The sequence below is a fragment of the Marinoscillum sp. genome (assembly GCF_040222955.1).
Classification (GTDB): Bacteria; Bacteroidota; Bacteroidia; order Cytophagales; family Cyclobacteriaceae; genus Marinoscillum.
Window position 1 is genome coordinate 232083 of record NZ_JAVKCA010000022.1, and the last position, 19673, is coordinate 251755.

A 19673-nucleotide genomic window follows, 5' to 3' on the forward strand; every position below is an offset into this window, starting at 1 on the left:
AAGATGAGGCATTCATTATTTGTGTTGCTTTTGTTAATCACTTGGGCGGCTCAGGCTCAGATCCCTGACACACTCAAGACTTATTCAGATACTATTAATTACTACCGGAGTACGGCCAAAGCCATTCCTGAGCTAAACAGTAATAAGATAGAATACGCTCCGTCCATTTCGGCAGATGGCCGCACCATGATTCTGGAATCCAACCGAAGGGGGAAATATGAACTCTTCGACTCCAGGCTCATCGATGGCAAGTGGTCAGACCCGAAGCCTATAGACCCGATCAATAACTTTGGAGACTCAACTGACCTCATTGGCGGGCCTAGTATCTCTTTCGATGGAAACATGCTTTTCTTCTTTGCTTCTTTCAGAGGGGGGTTTGGTAGTGAGGACATCTACTACTCCATTCGCGATGGAGACACCTGGACGGAGCCAAAAAACATCGGCGAGCCAATTAACTCTTCAGGTTATGAAGGGTTCCCTTCCATTTCTGCCGATGGAAAAACGATGTATTTCGTTCGTCAGAATTATAATGTCATACAGGATAAGGACCTGGCTAAGCTCTGGGAAAATAAAGCGTGCTTCAGTCTCTACCTTTCCAAGAAAAAGAAGGATGGTACCTGGGGGCAGCCTGAGCTTCTTCCTTACCCTATCAATAAAGATTGTGAAAAGGCACCAAGAATCATGGCTGATAACAAAACCTTGATATTTGCCTCCAACAGACTTGGCGGGCGTGGGGATTTTGATCTCTACCAAACTCAGCTCACACCCATAGGTGACTGGAAGCCTCCGGTGGCTTTGGAGTTTGTCAATACCAAAGTGGCTGATCAGTTTTCATCCATTTCGGCACAGGGAGACCTCTTGTACTATGTGTATGACGCCAGTGAAATCAACTCTGTGGAAATACCCCCGCAACTCAGACAGTTCAAAAACATCATTATCCAGGGCTACATCACAGACGGAAAGAATGGTGCCGGCATAGCCGCAGAAATTGTGGTGTCGGATGCATTTACCTCCGGGGAGATTATGACCCTGTCCAACAACCCCAATGACGGCCGATATACGGTGGTACTGGCCGTGGGAAGTAATTATAATATTGAGATCAAAAAGAAAGGATATACCTCCAAGTCACTGTTTTTTGACCTGAGTAACGAAAACGAGTACAAAGAAATCGATCAGGATATAGAACTGTACAACACCGCCAACCTGAACCTCAATATCTATGATGGCGATCTTTTTGAACCCATTCAGGCCAGTATTAAAGTAAAGGAACCAGGAGCAGCAGACTTTCTGATGCAACTGGAAAATAATCCCAACGGCCGCATTACACTGGAGCTGCCACTCGGCAAGGTCTATGAAATCATCGTAGACAAAGAGAATTTTGATAGTAAGTTTTTTACCCTGGACGTATCCGATCTTGTGGTCTACCCTGAGTTTATCAGAGACGTGGAGATGCTTCCGCACAAGCGTAACATAGAAATCAACGTAGCAGATCTGGTTAACAATGGAAAAATTCGATCCAAAGTACGGATCAGAAACCGTAACCGGGATGAAGTGATAGAGGTGAGTGGCAACGAAACTGTGGCCCTCCGCGTGGGAGACCGGTATGAAATAGAGGCCACAAGTGATCAGGGCTATGCCTTTAACAGTACGGTGATAGACGTAAAACCCGGAGGAACCGAAATCTCCTCAGGAGATGATGCTGTGGGCGGCGTGTCAGTAATTGGTGAAGGCGGCACTGCCAAAATCCAAATGAACCTACAGCCGCTATTGGTTGGTGCTAACCTGACACTGAAAGAAATACTTTTCGAATCGAATTCAGATCAGCTCAATGAAGTGTCCTTTGCCGAACTGGAGCGGGTGGTGGAACTCATGAAGCAAAACCCCGGAATGAAAGTAGAAATAGCCGCACATACTGATGATGTGGGCTCAGCCGCTTATAATGCCGCCTTGTCCAACAGAAGAGCTCAAAGCGCAGTGAAATTTCTGATAGAAAAGAACATCCCCAGTGATCGGTTTGTAGCCAAAGGCTATGGAGAAAGTCAGCCCATAGTGCCCAATGACACTGAGGAAAACAAAGCCCAAAACAGACGTGTAGTATTGAAAATCCTAGCCATATAATGAGAATGACCATGAAAAAATTAGCATTCATCCTCTTCCTAGCAGGTGCCGCCCTTCCCGGCCTTTCACAAAAACTGGAGAAATACGAAGAAGTACTTCCCCGAATTCTGGCCCTCCCACCCAGCGGAGCACTTGCTCAGCTGAAAATCTATTTGGCTGAAGAACCCGATAACTCAAGCATCTATCTGCAGATGGCGGTGATCTATGAGAAAAGGTACAGAGAAAGTGATCCCATCAAAGATTTTGCCTATAAAGTAGGTAATGCCAGAGAAGCACTCAAAGCCTATCAGCGCACTGAGCAGTTTATCAGTGAAAAGGACGTGCGTAAGAACCAGGAGTATTTTTTCAACTTTGGCTCACTGGATGACAAAGGAAGGGTTACTGTAGGTTTTGATACCATCAGTAACCATATGGCCACCATGAAAGTGGAGCTACAGTCGTTCATTGACAATGTGCCAATCATCTATGACAAATTTACCCGAAGCTTCAGTAGCTATGACCGGGCGCATAAAGCCTTTACCGGAATCCTGGGCAAATACCCCACCTTCAAAGATCTTTATCTTCTCTATGATGCTGACGTAGATAAAACTTTTGGTGAAATCAAAGAGGACTATCTGGAGTGTCTGCAGTACTGGGAGGAGTACAAAGCGGCCACTGCCAGCTTTGATGTGGGCTATAATCAGACCATGACCACCAAACCCATCAAAGTATACAGACTGGATGGCCTGGAGTCTAAAATCAACTTTCTTCAGCCTAAAATTCAGGTGTGGGACTATGCCTCGTGGGTAGATACCACACGGGAAATAATTCATGCCGAAGTAGACAAACTCAGGGAAGACCTTATGGCAGAGAACCTTCGGCTCAACAAACGAATTGAGGAAGCCAAACCGGACTTTGTCAATGAGGAATTTGAGCCCCTGAAGGTGTCAAAAGAGGTGCTCTTTACCCTTAGGAAATATGACCTTTCATCGGTCATAGAGCCCATCTTTATCTTCAAGGAAAAGAAACATGACCTCATCTATCAGCAGCTACTCAGCGAAAAACTGGGTGCGGACACGGAAGTGGATGTAGAACGTAAGCTGTATCTGTACGGCCAAATGGTGAACCGTATCAAAGAGGCAGACAGTGTGCTGAGTGATATCAGAAGGACCAACACAGCGGCTTCTCTGAGTAAATACTCCGACTTTATTAAGACCAACTATAATGGCCCTTCCGGGATAACTGAGCTCATTACCACGGAGCGTCAAAATAATAAAAACGATGTAAGCAGCTATGTGGCCAATATCCAAAACGAGCTCTATGCCATGTTGAAAACCGATTCGGTGATTAAAAAAGTGAAGCACAAAAAATTGGACATCCCACTGTTCAGAAGCGTTCCGGTGGATAATGATCTTCTTACTCCAGCCCCTGTCACCTCGCATCGCATAGAGAATTTCGATGGTTCTGCTTTCATAGGGGGAATTTTCAAAAACACGAAGGAAAATAAAACCCAGGCTTTTGTGGCAGGTATTACCAAGGAGCAGACCGTAGGCTGGTACAATGACTACCTGCTGATGGTTGACAGCTCTGCCGGGTTTGATGCCAACACACGAATAGGCGCTATACAAAGTGTGCCGGGAGGCTTGGCTGTGATCCTGAACGGGGCGGATACCAACGGTACCAGGATCAATCACCTGCTCATGTTGGATGAAAAAGGAGTGGTTACCCATAGCCGTAGACTCCTTCTCAATCAGTTTCCACGAACTATTTCGTACAATGAGCGCACCAACACGCTTTTTGTAACCTATAAAGGAAACGACTACCTCGATGATCCTCTGGTGGAATCGGAGATGATCATGGCCAACTACAACATCTACGGAGACCTGCAATGGCAGCAACGAATGTCCTACAAAGGAGATATAGCAGATGTAGTGAGTGTGGATCAGGCTTATATCATCGTGGGCAACTACAACGAAATCAAAGGCCTCGATGGGCGGGTGAGCAGAGCAGGAAAAAATAACACCGATACTAAGGCCTTTGCCATGAAAATCAATTTGACCGGCGAGCTACTGGACCTCAAAACCATCGACTATTCGTCATCTTACTTTGCCAACAAAACTTATAAAGTGAGCGATGACTGCATCAACTTCTTTGGGTCTATGGGCCCTTATACCAAAACAGTAATGTTGGACGCCAAGCCCGAAAGTGCCGTGCACGTCATCATGAATAAAGATTTGGAAATACTGGCCTCTACCCTCAAATAAGGGGGTAGAGCCCTTTCACTATTTTCTGCCGCCCGAAAGATTTTTGAGCTGCACCACTTCTCTGGGATCGAGGTGGCGATATTTCCCGCGGGTCAGGTTCTTCTTGGTCAGTGTACCAAACATTACCCGATCCAGCTTCACTACTTTATAGCCCATGTGCTCAAAGATTCTCCTCACAATGCGGTTTTTACCAATGTGAATTTCTATCCCCAACACCATGCGGTCATCGGTAACCACTGCCATTTCATCAGGCACAGCCAGCCCATCTTCCAGCTTCACCCCTTTGAGGATGTCATCAAAATCCTGATTGGTAATGGGTTTGTCCAGGGTAACCTGATATATCTTTTTGATTTTGTAGGAGGGGTGTGTGAGCTTCTTGGCCAGGTCACCATCATTGGTAAACAGTAACAGCCCTGTAGTGGCTCTGTCCAGTCTCCCTACCGGATAAATGCGCTCATCGCAGGCTCCTTTTAGTAAACTCATAACTGTTTTTCTGTCGTGAGTATCCGTGACCGTAGTGATGTAATCGTTGGGCTTGTTCAGCAAGATATACTGCAGCTTTTCCGTCTTTAGGGTTTTACCTCCATAGACTACCTTGTCGGTAGACAATACTTTCCGACCCAGTTCGGTCACCACTTCGCCATTCACTTTCACTTTGCCGTCGGCTATCAACTGATCTGCCTCTCGTCGTGAGCATACCCCTGCATTGGCGATGTATTTGTTCAGGCGTATCTCTACCGGAGCTCCGGCTTCTTTCTTCACTGGCGCTCCAGTCTTTGGCTTAATTGGCTTTTTCCCTTTCATGCTTCTTCTTCCTTCCCTATAGTGTTTTCCTCCTGCACAAAATCCTTCGGTGTGGGCAGGTCCCTGAGTGAGTTAATGCCGAAGTAGTCCATAAACTTATTGTTGGTACCATACAGCATTGGACGACCTATGGTATCAGCCTTGCCTTTAATTTCAATAAGTTCCTTTTCCAGCAATTTATTGACTGCATAATCACAGTTTACTCCACGGATTTGCTCGATTTCCGTCTTGGTGACTGGCTGCTTATATGCAATGATGGCGAGTGTTTCCATGGCTGAATTGGAGAGTCGCCGCTTCGATTGCTGCTTGAGTAAAATACTAATGCTGGCCTGATAGGCGGGCTTAGTCAAAAACTGATAACCTCCGCCACTTTGGACCAAACCAAAAGAAAACTGCTCATCTTCATATTTTTCACTGAGCTTCGCTATCCCACCACTGATGTCCTCCATCAGCACATCTGCCTCAAACATTTCCTTCAGACAAGCCTGAATCTCATCTTCGGTAATCGGTTTAGGGGAGCAAAAGACCAGTGCCTCAATATGATTGGCGAGATAGTCCATTACTTCTTCACATTCAGCTTTGCTTCTATAGAATGCATGGTGTGTGGCACCGCTCTCAAACGCTCTTTGCTGATCAGCTTACCCGTATCCACACAAACGCCATAGGTCCCGTTTTTGATCCTGATCAGGGCATTTTCGAGGTTATTAATAAACTTCTGCTGACGTCCGGCCAATGTACTTAACTGTTCTTTCTCCGCCGTATCTGCACCATCCTCCAGGGTTTTCACAGCACCATGTGTGGCATCCGTGCCCTCATCGGTATCTCGTGTCAAAGAACCTTTCAAAATGTTCAGCTCCTCTCTCGCTTTTGCCAGCTTCTGATGAATCAACTCTTCGAATTCCTTTAACTCGTCTTCTGAATATTTCGTCTTCTCAGCCATATCTTCAATTCTGTTTATTTTACCTAAAAATAAGCGCTAAAGTAACACAACCAAAGTAGATAAAAAATTATGAACTCTCTCGTCAATTGCAAATCGAACCTTTTTCTTCTGATCGTAGTAGCCTGTCTCTCTGGATGTAACACCACACCCCCGGAAAACGCCCCTGATACCCCCGTTGAACGCAAAATTGCAGTTGTCATCCATGGTGGTGCGGGTACTGTGAGCCGAGAAAATATGGATTCTGTAACAGAAGTGGCCTACCGAACCAAACTCGATGAGGCGCTTCAGTCGGCCTACACCATTCTGGAGGATGGGGGCTCAAGTTGTGACGCCATTCAGGCTGCCATTGTCATCATGGAAAACTCACCGCTCTTCAATGCGGGAGTGGGTGCGGTCTTTACCGCCACTGGAGAAAACGAGTTGGATGCGAGTATCATGCGTGGGGATGACCTGAATGCCGGGGCTGTGGCAGGCGTGAAAACAGTTAAAAATCCAATCCTTGCGGCTTATCAGGTCATGGTCAATTCACCGCATGTGATGCTGGCACGGGAAGGAGCAGAGCAATTCGCCGGGGAACGTGGCCTGGAGCTGGTAGATCCCAGCTACTTCAGCACAGATCCCCGCAAGGCCCAGCTGGAAAGGGTTGTAAAAAAAGTGGAAAAAGAATTTGGTACGGTAGGGGCCGTGGCAGTAGACCGGCAGGGAAATATCTGTGCAGCCACCTCCACAGGAGGAATGACCAATAAAAAGTGGGGCCGCATCGGTGACTCCCCAGTCATAGGAGCCGGCACCTATGCCAACAACAATACCTGTGGGTTTTCCGGCACCGGACATGGAGAATACTATATTCGTACGGCTGCAGCCCATGATGTATCAGCGCTGATGGAGTATAAGAATTTTTCTGTGGAAGAAGCTGCCCAAACAGTGATGGACAAAATCACCAAAATGGATGCCCTGGGCGGTATGATTGCGATGGATCGATACGGCAATGTGGCCATGCCATTTAACACCAGCGGGATGTACAGGGCCTATCGAAAAGAGGGAGGAGAAACCATGATCAAAATATTTCAGGGTGAGTAAGCCCGATCCACCCATCTAACTTCACACGCTGATTTCAGTTACCCCCTATGCCCAAGACCATTTCTTCGCTGAATACTAAAAGAATCTTCCTCATTTTGGGCGTTTTGGCACTTGTGGGCTGCATAGGTCTTTTGGTAGATACCATTGCCAAAAGAGAACTCCCAAAACTCCTGGGTGAGCAGGTCACATATGAAAGTGTATCGCTGAGTATTCTCAATGGGGAAATTTCATTCAAAAAACCCAGGGTGCAGGTAGACAGTGCTGAGAATCAGGCTAACCTCAACATTCGATCTGAAGCCAGCCAAATCTCTATTCATGGATTTAGCCTTTGGAACCTCCTCCTCAGCCGAAAAATCAAGGTAGACAAACTGAGTATAGACAGTCTTCTGCTGGGAATCGTACTGCCCGAACTCAAGGCTTCGAAAACAGAAAAAAAGGAAATTAACCTCTTCGTCCGGGATATTTTTAACCGGATAGAAGTGCAACATTTCGATATCAGTGCAGGCAGCCTGGTGGTCAGGAAAAAAGGGAGTTACGACACGCTCATGAGCATGAAAGATATTCATCTGTCTGCCTATGGCATTTTCGTAGATACCAGCACTGTTCATAACATCTTCCCGCTTGATTTTGATAAATCTGAGACAAAGGTAGGCCAACTCTACATCAAAGCAGGGGACGACTATACGCTTTCGGGCGAGTCTCTGCAAATCCGTGATACTTCATTCTCCATTGAAAATCTCCACCTGAAGCCTGTGGATTCCAGACCTGCTTTCGTGCAGAATCATCCCTATGAGAAAGCTAGGATTGATCTCATAGTTAAGAGACTTTCAGGGAAAAAACTGCTTTGGGATTTTATGGAAAACAGAACCTTAAAACTCAGTGCTGAGAGTACGCTCCTGGATAGACTTCAGATGAATGTATTCAAAGACAAAACCCCACCAGCAAAACCACCGGAGACACGACCACTCCTGGCGGGGTTCCTGAACAAGCTTCCATTCATTTTTACACTGGATACCCTTCGACTCACAGACAGCTATATTCAGTATGAGCAACTTCCAGTGGTGTTCCCTCGTGCGGGTAAGCTCTACTTTGAGAAGCTCTATATGTCGGGCTACCATCTGACCAATGACCCTGAAGAAATACAAAAGCAGGCCATTACTACTTTGGACATTCAATCTGATTTTATGGGCCAGGGAAAACTCAAGACTACCATACTGCTGGATATGAGCTCAAAACGTCAGGAGTTTTCGGTATCGGGGACACTCGGAGCCATGCCGATCACTTACATTAATCAAACCCTCGCTCCTCTCACAGGGGTGGAGGCTTCTGGCCATCTGCATGGCATGACCTTTGATTTTCAGGGTGATGAATACGCATCCAAAGGCAAGGTAATCATGGAGTATTCAGACCTCAAAGTGAATGTATATGATCAAAACAGGGACAAGGTCTGGTTAAAAAGCATGTTTGGCAACATGATCCTCAACAGCAATAATCATATAGACGACACCCTTGGCTATCAGGAAGGAGAAATCTATTTTATCAGGTATCAAAACAAAGGGTTCTTTAACATGCTTTGGAATAGTCTGAGGGTAGCCCTTATGGATATCACTATGCCATTCTACACCAACCCTGATTTCACTACCCCCGGTTCAGAGCCAAAATATCTCCTTGACGACTAAGGAAAGACCATTGACATAAAAACTCCTTGCGGAAGAATATCCGTTCTTCTAAATTGAGCACTCATCATTTTAATCGCAAAGCATCCACTTATGAGAAAAGTTGTATACCTGATCGCCCTCTTGTCCTGCAGTCTGGCCTTTGGTCAGAAAGACAAAAAAATCACTGATAAAACGGTGAGTAAAGCCAGCATCCAGGCCCACCTGAAGTTTATGTCTTCTGACGCCCTGAGAGGAAGAGATACACCCTCTCCTGAGTTGGACATCGCTGCGGAGTACCTCAGAACTCAACTGGAGCTATATGGTGTAAAGCCGTTTGAAGAATATCCCGATTATTTTCAGCCGGTTTCCATGAAAAAAATCAAAAAACCTAAGACTGGCATCATCACGCTGGATTCGGCTACATACACCATTGGAGTAGACTATCTGCTGATTAGCGGTGGTGATCTGGAATGGAACGGAGAGATCGCTTTTCTGGAGTACGCCTCCAAAGAAGAACTTGACAATACTGATGTAAAAGGAAAGCTGGTAGTAGCCAATACCGGAGACGGGGAAGAGCAAAGCCCGCGTGCCTGGTTTGCTATGGCCAAAGAGAAAAGAACCAACGCCGAGGCGGCCGGTGCTGTGGGACTCATAGAGCTATACAATTCACCCCAAATCCCATGGCAGTTGCTGGTCAATTATCTGAGCCGTGATCAGGTCATTCTGGATGATGGTATAGAGGAGGAGCGCGATGAGTTCGCAGGTATCTGGCTAAACAATGCCAATAGAGAGGCTTCCCCCTCGTTTGCCAATACCTCGAAACTAGACATCAAAATGACCGGCGCTGGAGTGGATCGCTTTGTATCACAAAATGTAGTGGGGTATGTAGAAGGCACAGATCCCGCGCTCAAAAAAGACTATGTCACCTTCAGCGCTCATTACGATCACGTGGGTGTGGGAAGAGCCGACAGCACAGGGGACCACATTTACAACGGAACACGAGACAATGCCGTGGGCACTGTAACTGTACTGGAAGCCGCCAAAAATCTGGCGATGTACCCGACCAAACGATCCTCACTCTTTGTGATGTTTTGTGGGGAAGAAAAGGGATTACTAGGGAGTCAGTGGTTTGTTGATCACAGCCCTCTTCCGCTCAGTGACATTGTTTTTTGTTTCAATAGTGATAATGGCGGGTACAATAACACCTCCATGGCCACAGTGATCGGGCTGGACAGGACCACCGCTGAGGACCTGCTGGTAACGGCCATAGAGGCCTATGGCCTCACCGCCGGGGACGATGCCAACTACAAAGAACAAGGGCTTTTTGACCGATCGGATAATGTCAGTTTTGCCAAAAAAGGAATCCCTGCGCCAAGTTTCGGCATGGGAGTGGATGCTTTCGACGAGCAGGTGCTGAGAACTTATCATCAGCCTTCTGACGAATTTGAAACCATCGATATGGATTACCTCTACACTTTCTACAGAGCTTATGTTTTCGCAGGCCGAAGCATTGGAAACATGAAAGAAACTCCGTTTTGGAGAGAGGGTGACAAATATTATGAAGTGGGTAAGGAGCTATACAAATAGTCCTCACAGACACCAGAGAAGGTCATTCTACGGATGTGGAATGGCCTTTTTTGTGCCTTGATATCAGAACACGGAACAGAAAAAAGCCGAGGGCTTTGAAACATAATGCTGAATATACAGACTCCCTCGGCTCCAGCAAGCACGCCTTGTGCTATCAGGAATTAGAACACCGATCAGTAGGACATCCCTTATTCAGTGGGGGAGTGGCCGGAAAGCCAGACTATAGGGCATAGAAAAAGCCGAGGGGTTTGAAACATAATGCGGTTAAACATAGTGACCCTCGGCTTTAAATCCTCAAGTGCCAAATCTAATGTTCTGTTTGGGAATTAAAAGCACTTTCCAAAAAAGAATTTTAAATAATTAAATCCTGATACTCCGGATGTCTTTTCACATAGTCTGCGGCATACGAACAAGTAGTTTTTACCTTCATGTTTTGCTCGCGCGCGAATGTCAATCCGGCCTCCACGAGCTGACCAGCGATTCCCAGGTTTCTAAATTCCCTGGGTACTGAGGTGGCCGTAAAATCAAGGTATTGATCGGCATGGCGCACATACCTCAGTTCCGCGTTACTATTTCTTAATTTGATATAGAAAAGTTTATGAAAAAGATCGTGTACGATTCTTAAATGACTTGCTGTTACTGTACTCATAGTAGGACAACAACGAAACGAGGGGTTTATTGTTCACAAATGGGTCATTTAAAACACGTTACACTGGAACATTCAGTATAATTACCTACCTACCACCACAGTTTCCTTAAGTATCTGCTTATTGCCCCTGCCATCGTACAATTCAAAAAAGACTACATAATAACCCATCCGCACACGGTCCCCGGCATTTGTGGTACCATCCCACCGCATAAAGCCCGAGGTACCTAATGAGGCTCCCTTCGCCAGCTCTGCCACCGGTTGTCCCATTTGATTGTAAACTGTAATATTCGCAAACTGTCCACCCTGATCAAACTGGTAATTGATGGTGGTGAAAGACTGGTGTGCGGGATTAGAACTGCCCGGCACAAATACCTTGGGATCTATATTCACTTTTGCACTGGATGTCTGTGCCTCAAAGTCCTGAGAGTTGATATACCCGGGTGTAGCGTACCCTGAAGCTGATGAAGCTGAAGTCCAGTTGTTAGCATCCTGAGTGAGCCCCTCCGCAGAGATTCGCTCCAGCGATACCCCGTCCACGCTCTCCAAAAAACTCAAGTGAAAATCCTCCTCATAGGAAAACTGATCAACAATTTCTCTGGCGGGATTCGAAAGCACCACTGTACCGGCATCATTAGGCAATGTAGGCAAGGAGCTAATCTGAAGAAATTGCTTATTCACCCCCTTTGGGTACTGATTTTTCACAATCACAGAATCCGTAGTGATGGCTACAAAACCTTCAGGCTTCAAAATATATGGTTGACTGATCCACTTCATCTGCAGCGCTTCTGTCAATCTGCCAATGCCCCAGCCCTGCAGGTCAATGTATTTTTCCGAACGATTATACACCTCCACAAAATCTACTCCCTCGGACCTGGGATCAAATAGGATTTCATTCAAAATCAACTCATCGGCGATTGCCTCATCCGCCAAAATAAGGGTAGCAGTGTTTTTCCTGATCCTATTTCCATTGCAGTCTGTCACTCCAGTCACTGTTACAGCATACGGTTGGTTTACGATAAGCTCAGTATTGAGCGCCACCTTTACTTCCTTCCTGGCTGAATTCATATAGATGGCACCAAAGGAGATTTCCGGATCAAGCAAAATTTCAATCTCTTCACTGAGGTCTGTAGCCAATGCTTCGTCAAAAATAAAAAGGGCCGTGTCAGGTGCAATTGCATAAGCATGGAGCAAATTGGGTCCAAAGTTGTCTGGCACACTCGCAGTATTTGAATTAGGCATTCCGGGTGTACCTCCAGCAGCCGCAACGCTGCTCCCCCAATTGAGTGCACCTCCGCACGGATTGGATAGGTCTTTCATTTCCAGGCTAAAGCCACCTTCCGACTTCTCATTGCTATCATGCCAGTCGTCACTGTAGGTAATCTGAAAAACAAGGTGTCCACCGTACCAAAGCGACAATGGCTCCCCTGTATTGTTGAGAGTCGCCCATCCGCTTACGGCAGATTGATTGGTAACTTCCCCATAAAGACCCAGAGAAGATGAGGGCGTGAAGAACCAATAGGCTCCGGATGGGATCACCACAGCAGGAAGGGTCACTACATTAGTCGCGTCATGAAGCTCCACATTTTTCAAAGTAAGCAACCTGTCAGAGGCGTTATACAACTCGAAATACTCCGAATTAGGTAACCCCGCCACAGGCTCCGGGTCTGCCATGATCTCAGAGATCAAAAGCTCATTGAAGCCCGGGACATCACCCAACCCAACAATGAAGGTTTGGGAAATCAACGGATTACCTGAGCAATCAGATACACCAGAAAGCACAACATCTATGCTTACACCTTTCGGTAAAGGGTTGGTGAGCCTCACGTCGAGCACGGTAAACTCCTGATCCACCACCCACTTTTCAGAAACCGATAAGCCGGTGATATCAGCCCCAAGGAGAGAAGTACTATCCATTGACTCACTAAAGGTGAATTGGATGGTTGTTTCATCCAACACCTCCAATGAAATCACTTTTGGTGCCTCCTTGTCCGGTTCCACGCTGTAGACAGAGTTTTGTCTGCCCGGTGTCCCTCCGCTAGGATCTTCGGTGTCTGACCAGTTGGCGCCTCCAGGACAAGAGCCTGTTGGATTGATCATCTCCAAAGAGTAACCACCATCCGATTTCTCCGAACTGCTATACCAATCATTGGAATAGGTCACTGCGTTGATGACTCCATCACCAAAAAGTGAAAGCTCCTCACCTGTATTATTGAGTGATGGCCAGCTGGTCACTCCAACAGTCATCCCGTAAGATGAAAACGCTTCTACTTGAGCAACAGGGCACAGAATAAAGTAAGTGCCTCCGGGTACATTTACATCCGGTAAGGTAGTGGAGCTGGTGGCGTCCCGGAGACGCACCCCACTCAGGCTGATGAGCTCGTCAGTGGTATTATGAACTTCTATAAACTCGCTGTTGGGCAAGCCCACCACCGGATCAGGATCGGCCATTATTTCGGTAATGATTAGATCCCCGGGACCAGGGGCCTTTCCAAAGCCCACTTCTATCGTCTCTTGCTCCATCAGATTGCCACTGCAATCCGATGCACCGGAGATGGAGATCTCCACAAGTGTACCCCGTGGCAATGGATCCGACAATGTGATTTCTAACTCATCAAAATCCGTGGTGGTCACAGCCCTCACCAAGATATCCACCCCTTCAACAGAGGCACTCATCAGTGAAGAACTGTCCATTTGCTCACTGAAGGTGAAGCGAAGCGTTTGGTCGTCAGGTGTACTGTATGACTTAAGCGTTGGTACCTCACTGTCCGGATCCAGGCTATAGACTGAGTTTTGTCTACCGGGCGTTCCTCCACTGGTGTCCATCGTTTCTGACCAGTTGGCACCTCCCGGGCACACCCCAAAGGGATTGATGATTTCCAATGAGTAACCACCATCCGACTTCTCTGAACTGACATACCAATCGTCTGAATAGGTCACCGCCTCTATGGTCACCTCTTTAAAAAGCGAAAGAGTCTCACCTGTGTTATTAAGTGACGGCCAGCTGGTCACTCCGACAGTGAGGCCATAAGTGGAAAATGCCGCCACCTGTGTAGACGGACAAAGTATAAAGTAAGTACCTCCGGGTACATTTATATCCGGTAAGGTAGTGGAGCTGGTGACATCCCGAAGACGCACCCCACTCAGGCTGATGAGTTCGTCAGTGGCATTATGAACTTCTATAAACTCGCTGTTGGGCAAGCCCACCACCGGATCAGGATCGGCCATTATTTCGGTAATGATTAGGTCCCCGGGACCAGGGGTCTTTCCAAATCCCACTTCAATAGTCTCTGGCTCCATCAGGTTACCACTACAATCCAAAGCGCCACTTAACGCTATCTCATAGGTTTCACCCAAGGTGACAGGAGTGGCCAATGAGAATGTCAGTTCTGTGAAGTAGTCACCACCTACAGTTCTTTCTTCGATTTCAAAATTTTCCATCGTGATAATCATGGTAAGTAGGGAAGAGCTATCCATCGCCTCATTGAAGACGATTTTAAACTGGCTGGTAGAAAGTGCCTGAATACCTTCAGTCATCGGAAAGTCTCCATCCGGGCCTGTCCGATAGACAGCATTTTCCTCCCCCGGGCTTCCTCCAAGTGGGTCAGTAGAGGCCTGCCAGTTGATCTCCTGTGGACACTCCCCCCAGGGATCGATGCGCTCAAGGCTATATCCTCCATCATCTTTCTGCGAATCTCCATACCACGTGGTTTCATAGGTCACATCATCTACCAGGTCCCCAAAAATGGTTTTCAGTAATACCTGATCACCGGTATTACCCAAAGATGGAAAACCCGATATCCCTAAAGTATTCGATCCTGAAAACATTGACTTACTGGAAGTTGCCACAATCAGCACATAACTTTCCGGGTTAAGGATATACATCGGAAGGGTCGTTTCTACTGATGGATCGCCAATTTTCAACCCTCTAAGGTCATAGGCCTGATTGCTGGCATTGAAAAGCTCTATATACTCGACCTCAGGAAGACCAATGGCCGGGCTTGGGTCAATCATTAGCTCATTGATCACAATATCGCCAAATGCCGGAAATGCGGGAGGCTGGTAGGTGAACCCAACAGTATCCTGTATACTGTAATTACCTGCCACATCTGAGATCGGACTGATCAAAAGATCATAATCACCTCCCACCTCCAGGCTATTGTCGAAATCAAGTATGATGCTGGTATGATTGGTAACAGTAATGCCAACGGGGTGACCTTTGCTCAACACCCGATAATTGCTGATGGCCTTAAGGGAAGACTCATTCATGGGTTCGCTAAAAGTCAGGGACAATTTTCCCAAATACTCACTTTCCAAACCGCTGACCTCAGGTTTTTGGGTATCTCTTGTTATTTGCACTGCATAATCAGGGAATGGTCTACCGAAACGATCAGAAATACCCTCCCACCCCAGCACAAATGGCACATTGGCTTCTAAAGGGGAAGACAGTAATACCTGTACAGAGCCCATTTCCTCCGGATCGATATTTACCAGACCAATGTTATTCCCTTCTATTGTAAAGGCCGTTTTACTCAAAGAAGAAAACTCCGTATCAAATCTTAACCACAGGGTTTGCCCATCCAGTAATTCATAGTCCTCAAAATAAGTAGTGAATCGGGTGGAAATGAATGGATTCTGCACTAACTCGCCGTTAGATCCAACAATCCCATCTCCATTCAGTTTCAGGCTATCCCCCTCTTCGAATTTCTCATCAACTGTGAACATGGCGCTGTAGTCATCCTCCTGACTCACTTCAGCAATGGTAAAACCATCCAGCGAATAGCTAGCCTTATCGAAGGCCACTGCATTCATGGGGTGACTATACGTCAATAAAAAAGATGAATCCGTTTCCGGGATAACACTCACCATATTAGGATTCTGAGTATTGACCAAAATAGTGTCAGCATCAGAAATGTTCCCCACCTGATCTGATAGGCCAATAGCGATCAACTGTCCCTCTGGTTTACTCTCAATAGAAGAAAAAGTCAGAACCACCTTCGCTGAATCCGGACCTAAGAGTTCCGCGGCCAGAGGGTTTTCTCCTTCCATGGTATAGTTCGTTAGTGAGGTCGCAGAGCCCAAAGACACTTTTTCAGAAAAAGAAATTTTCAATCTCTCAGGATCAATGAGTCTCACCTCATTGATAGAAGGAGGGCGTGGGTCATAGGTAAAATCCACATTCCGGGTGGTGGTAACTTCCACCCCGTAGCGATCTTTCATTCCTTTTGCCGATAGGCGTTTTTCCACTTCAATTTCAAATGGATGCGCAAAAGTGAGCTCATACTCCGTTTCGCTCAATCGAATGATTTCAATGGGCTGTTCGTCATCTTCCAATTCATAATACGAAGACGTAGTGGTGGTTTGTGCCTCCATGGGCTCGCTCCAGGTAACCACCAACTGCGAATCATTTTTCACCAGCAGCTCAGCAATGGTTGCCGCTTTGGTGTCATATTTAAAGGTATAGGCAGGAGTAGTTAAGAAACTATTGTCCGCTGATTTTTTGAGGTTTGAAACGAAAATTCTCAAATTCTTATTCTCAGCGAAATTTGCCGCAAAAGCGAGATGAACCAGTTCCGGATCAGACTCACTAAGTGCGATTTCTATAGGCCGGCTTTTTGTGTCCTCCAGCAGGTAATTGACAGAATTGGTGGCTGACGTGCTTTCGAGTGCTTCAGAAAACCTCAACGCCAGCAGGTTGGGGGCAACCACATAGGCAGTATCTATTTGGTCCAGGTATTCAAACAAGGCATTGGCCGTGACCATGGCATTTCCAAGCGTATCCTCCAGGAGGCTATAGGAGAGAGAATAGCTTGTTTCCTCCTCAAACGCTTCATCAAAACTAACGTGGACCCGATAAGTGGCTGTATCCTGCAACAATGCCTTGTCTACCTGATAGCCCGTGAGCGAGTAGTTGCTCTCATTTTCAGCTATGGTTTCATCAAGGGGTTCAGAAAAAATCAGCGCCACCTCATTGGAGGTTAATACCTGCACGGTACTGAGTTGGGGTGCTTTGGTATCATGATAAAACGTAATACTCTGATCGGACAGTACGTTTCCGCGACAGTCCGAAACATTGGAAACAGTGACGATATACGAACGCTCTGAAATCAGATCCGAAGAAAGGAGCAATGAAAAAGAACTGTAACTGACTGCCGACACCTCGGTGAAGGTATACCCCTCCAGACCAAATGATCCAATGGAAACGCCGGATTCATCCATGGGTTCAGAGAAGACAACAGAGAGTTGATTATCGCTCAAAGCAGTTACAGAAAGAAGCTGTGGAGGGCTGGTGTCCTGGTCATCAAATACAGAATTTACCGCACCGGGTGTACCGCCAGTCGGGTTGACTGAGGCTATCCAGTTTTCTGAATCGGAGCAGGGTTGTAACGGGTCGATGAGCTCCAATGCATATCCCCCATCATCTTTAGTGTCGCTTCGGTACCAACTCAAAGCGTAAGTGACACTATCCAGAAGGTTACCAAACTGATCCCGCAAGTACACCGTCTCACCAGTGTTGGTGAGGGCATCAAAGCTGGTGATAGCTATGCTGTTATCCAGACCGAAAGCAGCAAGGTTAGCGTCATCGGTAAGTAGTGCGTATGCACCTGGCGCCAGAACAAAGAAATCCAATGGTTCATCATTCAACTCAAACCCCTCCAAATTGATGCTATATGAACCCGGATTGTAAATTTCCACATACTCTGCCTCCGGCAACCCAATGACCGGGGTAGGATCAGCCATGATTTCTGTTATGAGTAGTTGGCGATAGTCTGAGGCTTTGGATATCGCAAAGGAGGCAGACAACCCAGATGGTATGGAATTCTGTATCCGGTTAGATATCCCCGTGATGGAAAGGGTGTAGACACTGTTGTAGAGTTCATCCCAAGTGAGTGTGACCTCCGACAAATTTTCTGAGGAGTGGGATGTAAGTATCGGGGAGCCCAGTTCAGACAAAGAATAGTTCCCCACTGTCTCTGCTGTGGACTCGTCAACTTCCTGATTAAACGTGATCCGTATAGACTGATCATCCACCTGTGTGACCGAAGTAATGTCTAAATGAAAGTATACAAACTCAACAGTGCTGTTGTCAGCGATTACATTCCCGTCCAAATCTTCCAGATCATTGATAGTCAACACGTAACTGTCATCCGCAAAATCCTGAGAAAATGTGAGTGCTACTGACTGGTTTCCATCCTGCCATACGGCGTCTGTCGGATTTCCCAATCCACCGCTCAGCGAATAATTAAGGGCGTCTTCTGCAATCGTCTCATTCAAAGTTTTGTTGAACATCACCAGAAGCGTGCTCTCGCTCTGAGCAGCCGCACTATCAATCACAACAGGGATCACGAATGTGAACTCCTCAGACCCGGTAAAAATGCTGTTCCCTATTTCATTCTCAATGCCAGATAGCGAGAGCTCAAAAGTGGTTCCTTCAAACAAAGGGTTACTCAAAGTAAGTGTCACCTGAGAGGCATCTTCGCTCAAACTGGCACCCGCAGGCTGTCCGATCCCATTGTCAATGGAGTAGTTGGTCAGTGTCTCAGCAGAAGTCTCACTCAGATCATCATTAAAGGTGAGGAGCATCTCCGTCTCCGACAAGGTAAGGGCAGACTGCAACTGCAGTTGTGTATAAGTAAAATCATAAGTGGCATCGCTGTGCCTGGTCAGTACAGAGGATACCGTAAGGGTATAATCTCCTGTAACCAATGGGGTGCCCCCATCTAGCGTGAGTGTAACTACAGAATCACTTTCCGCTGATTGGGAGGCTGAAGTGATAGTATAACCCGGCAAGTCATAACTCCCTGCAGTTTCGGCATCCGTTTGACTGATTGGCTGATTAAAATAAACCACGACTTCTGTGGCTGAAGGCACCGCTAGGGTATCTATTTCCAATTGTGAGATCACAAGGTCGTCAAACCCAAAATCATCAAACCTGGAAGTGGTACTGTATTGAAAATAAACCCCAAAATAACTGGTAGACGTGTAAGTGTTATCAAATACCGATGCTTCCAGTTGGAAATCATAACCCCCATTCGGATCCGCGTAAATGGTCCAGTTTCCCAGTACGTCCCGAATTACTCGCAGCCTCACTTCGCCGATAATGGTGCTGGAAAACCCTGTGGTTCCCTGAGCAATCTCCTGAACCGTGCCGGCATCATTCCTGAATAATTTGATATAATCAGCACTGGTCTGTCCCATCTGAATAAAATACCCTGTAGGATTATCCTCCAGGTCAACCTTGTCAGAAGTGAGGTAAACCCGGAAAAAATTGGAGGTAGTCCCATTAAAATTTAAATCCAAAAGAAACTCCCATACCGTATAACCCATAACAGTACTGACCGTGGAGAGGTGAAGAACACTAGCCGCGCCACTGGGGCCATTGCTGTTCAGTCGGTTGTCATCTGTCACTACAAAAAAGGAATCGTCTCCACTCCAGGTTGGGTCACTGGTGAAGTCACCGTCAGAAAAATTATCCGACACCTGAGTATATCCGTACACACTATTAATGAGGATAATGAGTAAAAGAGTGGTTCTTAATGTCATCTTATATTAAATTCGCCGTTTGTTAAAAATAGGAAAATAATAACCTGAAATAA

General features: G+C 46.5%; 10 protein-coding genes. 5 read left to right on the forward strand and 5 right to left on the reverse strand.

Features of this window, described 5'->3' with window-relative positions; genetic code table 11:
• The first annotated feature begins 3 nt into the window (after positions 1-3).
• Together RIH33_RS20390 and RIH33_RS20395 are read left to right on the forward strand one after the other, a co-directional pair.
• Positions 4-2118: an OmpA family protein gene (locus RIH33_RS20390; protein WP_406651944.1), complete on the forward strand. Its 2115-nt coding sequence runs from the start codon at positions 4-6 to the stop codon at positions 2116-2118.
• A gap of 11 nt (positions 2119-2129) precedes the next feature.
• Positions 2130-4361: a hypothetical protein gene (locus tag RIH33_RS20395; RefSeq protein WP_406651945.1), complete on the forward strand. Its 2232-nt coding sequence runs from the start codon at positions 2130-2132 to the stop codon at positions 4359-4361.
• Positions 4362-4379: 18 nt separating this feature from the next.
• Here the strand turns inward: RIH33_RS20395 and RIH33_RS20400 are convergent, their stop codons facing one another.
• Genes RIH33_RS20400 through RIH33_RS20410 form a run of 3 tightly spaced genes read right to left on the reverse strand, consistent with a single transcriptional unit; the run spans position 4380 to position 6105 of the window.
• Entirely contained in the window at positions 4380-5165 is a 786-nt protein-coding gene (locus tag RIH33_RS20400) for a pseudouridine synthase (protein ID WP_406651946.1), read from the reverse strand.
• A complete protein-coding gene (gene scpB / locus RIH33_RS20405; RefSeq protein ID WP_406651947.1) occupies positions 5162-5725 on the reverse strand; it encodes an SMC-Scp complex subunit ScpB in 564 nt (187 codons plus the stop codon). Before scpB ends, RIH33_RS20400 begins: the two co-directional genes overlap by 4 nt.
• Positions 5725-6105, reverse strand: a complete 381-nt coding sequence (locus tag RIH33_RS20410) for a TraR/DksA C4-type zinc finger protein (protein WP_159585477.1) — start codon at positions 6103-6105, stop codon at positions 5725-5727. Before RIH33_RS20410 ends, scpB begins: the two co-directional genes overlap by 1 nt.
• 69 nt (positions 6106-6174) lie before the next feature.
• Between RIH33_RS20410 and RIH33_RS20415 the strand changes: the two genes are divergently transcribed.
• The 3 genes from RIH33_RS20415 (at position 6175) to RIH33_RS20425 (ending at position 10430) form a co-directional block, all read left to right on the forward strand.
• A complete protein-coding gene (locus tag RIH33_RS20415) occupies positions 6175-7185 on the forward strand; it encodes an isoaspartyl peptidase/L-asparaginase family protein (RefSeq protein ID WP_406651949.1) in 1011 nt (336 codons plus the stop codon).
• A 47-nt stretch (positions 7186-7232) separates the two neighbouring features.
• Positions 7233-8864: a hypothetical protein gene (locus tag RIH33_RS20420; RefSeq protein ID WP_406651950.1), complete on the forward strand. Its 1632-nt coding sequence runs from the start codon at positions 7233-7235 to the stop codon at positions 8862-8864.
• Positions 8865-8954: 90 nt separating this feature from the next.
• A complete protein-coding gene (locus RIH33_RS20425; RefSeq protein WP_406651951.1) occupies positions 8955-10430 on the forward strand; it encodes a M28 family peptidase in 1476 nt (491 codons plus the stop codon).
• A gap of 352 nt (positions 10431-10782) precedes the next feature.
• Here the strand turns inward: RIH33_RS20425 and RIH33_RS20430 are convergent, their stop codons facing one another.
• Together RIH33_RS20430 and RIH33_RS20435 are read right to left on the reverse strand one after the other, a co-directional pair.
• Positions 10783-11079 (reverse strand): GNAT family N-acetyltransferase, encoded by a 297-nt coding sequence (locus RIH33_RS20430; RefSeq protein WP_406651953.1) that lies wholly within the window; start codon positions 11077-11079, stop codon positions 10783-10785.
• 81 nt (positions 11080-11160) lie between these two features.
• Positions 11161-19620 carry a lamin tail domain-containing protein gene (locus RIH33_RS20435; RefSeq protein ID WP_406651954.1) on the reverse strand — a complete coding sequence of 2820 codons (8460 nt, stop codon included), beginning with the start codon at positions 19618-19620 and terminating at the stop codon, positions 11161-11163.
• Positions 19621-19673: the final 53 nt, after the last annotated feature.

What these genes read in the sequence shown, in the direction of transcription:
- RIH33_RS20390 (WP_406651944.1), top strand. Translation starts at nt 4, where the DNA reads ATGAGGCATTCATTATTTGTGTTGCTTTTGTTAATCACTTGGGCGGCT.
- RIH33_RS20420 (WP_406651950.1), top strand. Translation starts at nt 7,233, where the DNA reads ATGCCCAAGACCATTTCTTCGCTGAATACTAAAAGAATCTTCCTCATT.
- RIH33_RS20435 (WP_406651954.1), bottom strand. Translation starts at nt 19,620, where the DNA reads ATGACATTAAGAACCACTCTTTTACTCATTATCCTCATTAATAGTGTG.
- RIH33_RS20400 (WP_406651946.1), bottom strand. Translation starts at nt 5,165, where the DNA reads ATGAAAGGGAAAAAGCCAATTAAGCCAAAGACTGGAGCGCCAGTGAAG.
- scpB (WP_406651947.1), bottom strand. Translation starts at nt 5,725, where the DNA reads ATGGACTATCTCGCCAATCATATTGAGGCACTGGTCTTTTGCTCCCCT.
- RIH33_RS20410 (WP_159585477.1), bottom strand. Translation starts at nt 6,105, where the DNA reads ATGGCTGAGAAGACGAAATATTCAGAAGACGAGTTAAAGGAATTCGAA.
- RIH33_RS20425 (WP_406651951.1), top strand. Translation starts at nt 8,955, where the DNA reads ATGAGAAAAGTTGTATACCTGATCGCCCTCTTGTCCTGCAGTCTGGCC.
- RIH33_RS20430 (WP_406651953.1), bottom strand. Translation starts at nt 11,079, where the DNA reads ATGAGTACAGTAACAGCAAGTCATTTAAGAATCGTACACGATCTTTTT.
- RIH33_RS20395 (WP_406651945.1), top strand. Translation starts at nt 2,130, where the DNA reads ATGAAAAAATTAGCATTCATCCTCTTCCTAGCAGGTGCCGCCCTTCCC.
- RIH33_RS20415 (WP_406651949.1), top strand. Translation starts at nt 6,175, where the DNA reads ATGAACTCTCTCGTCAATTGCAAATCGAACCTTTTTCTTCTGATCGTA.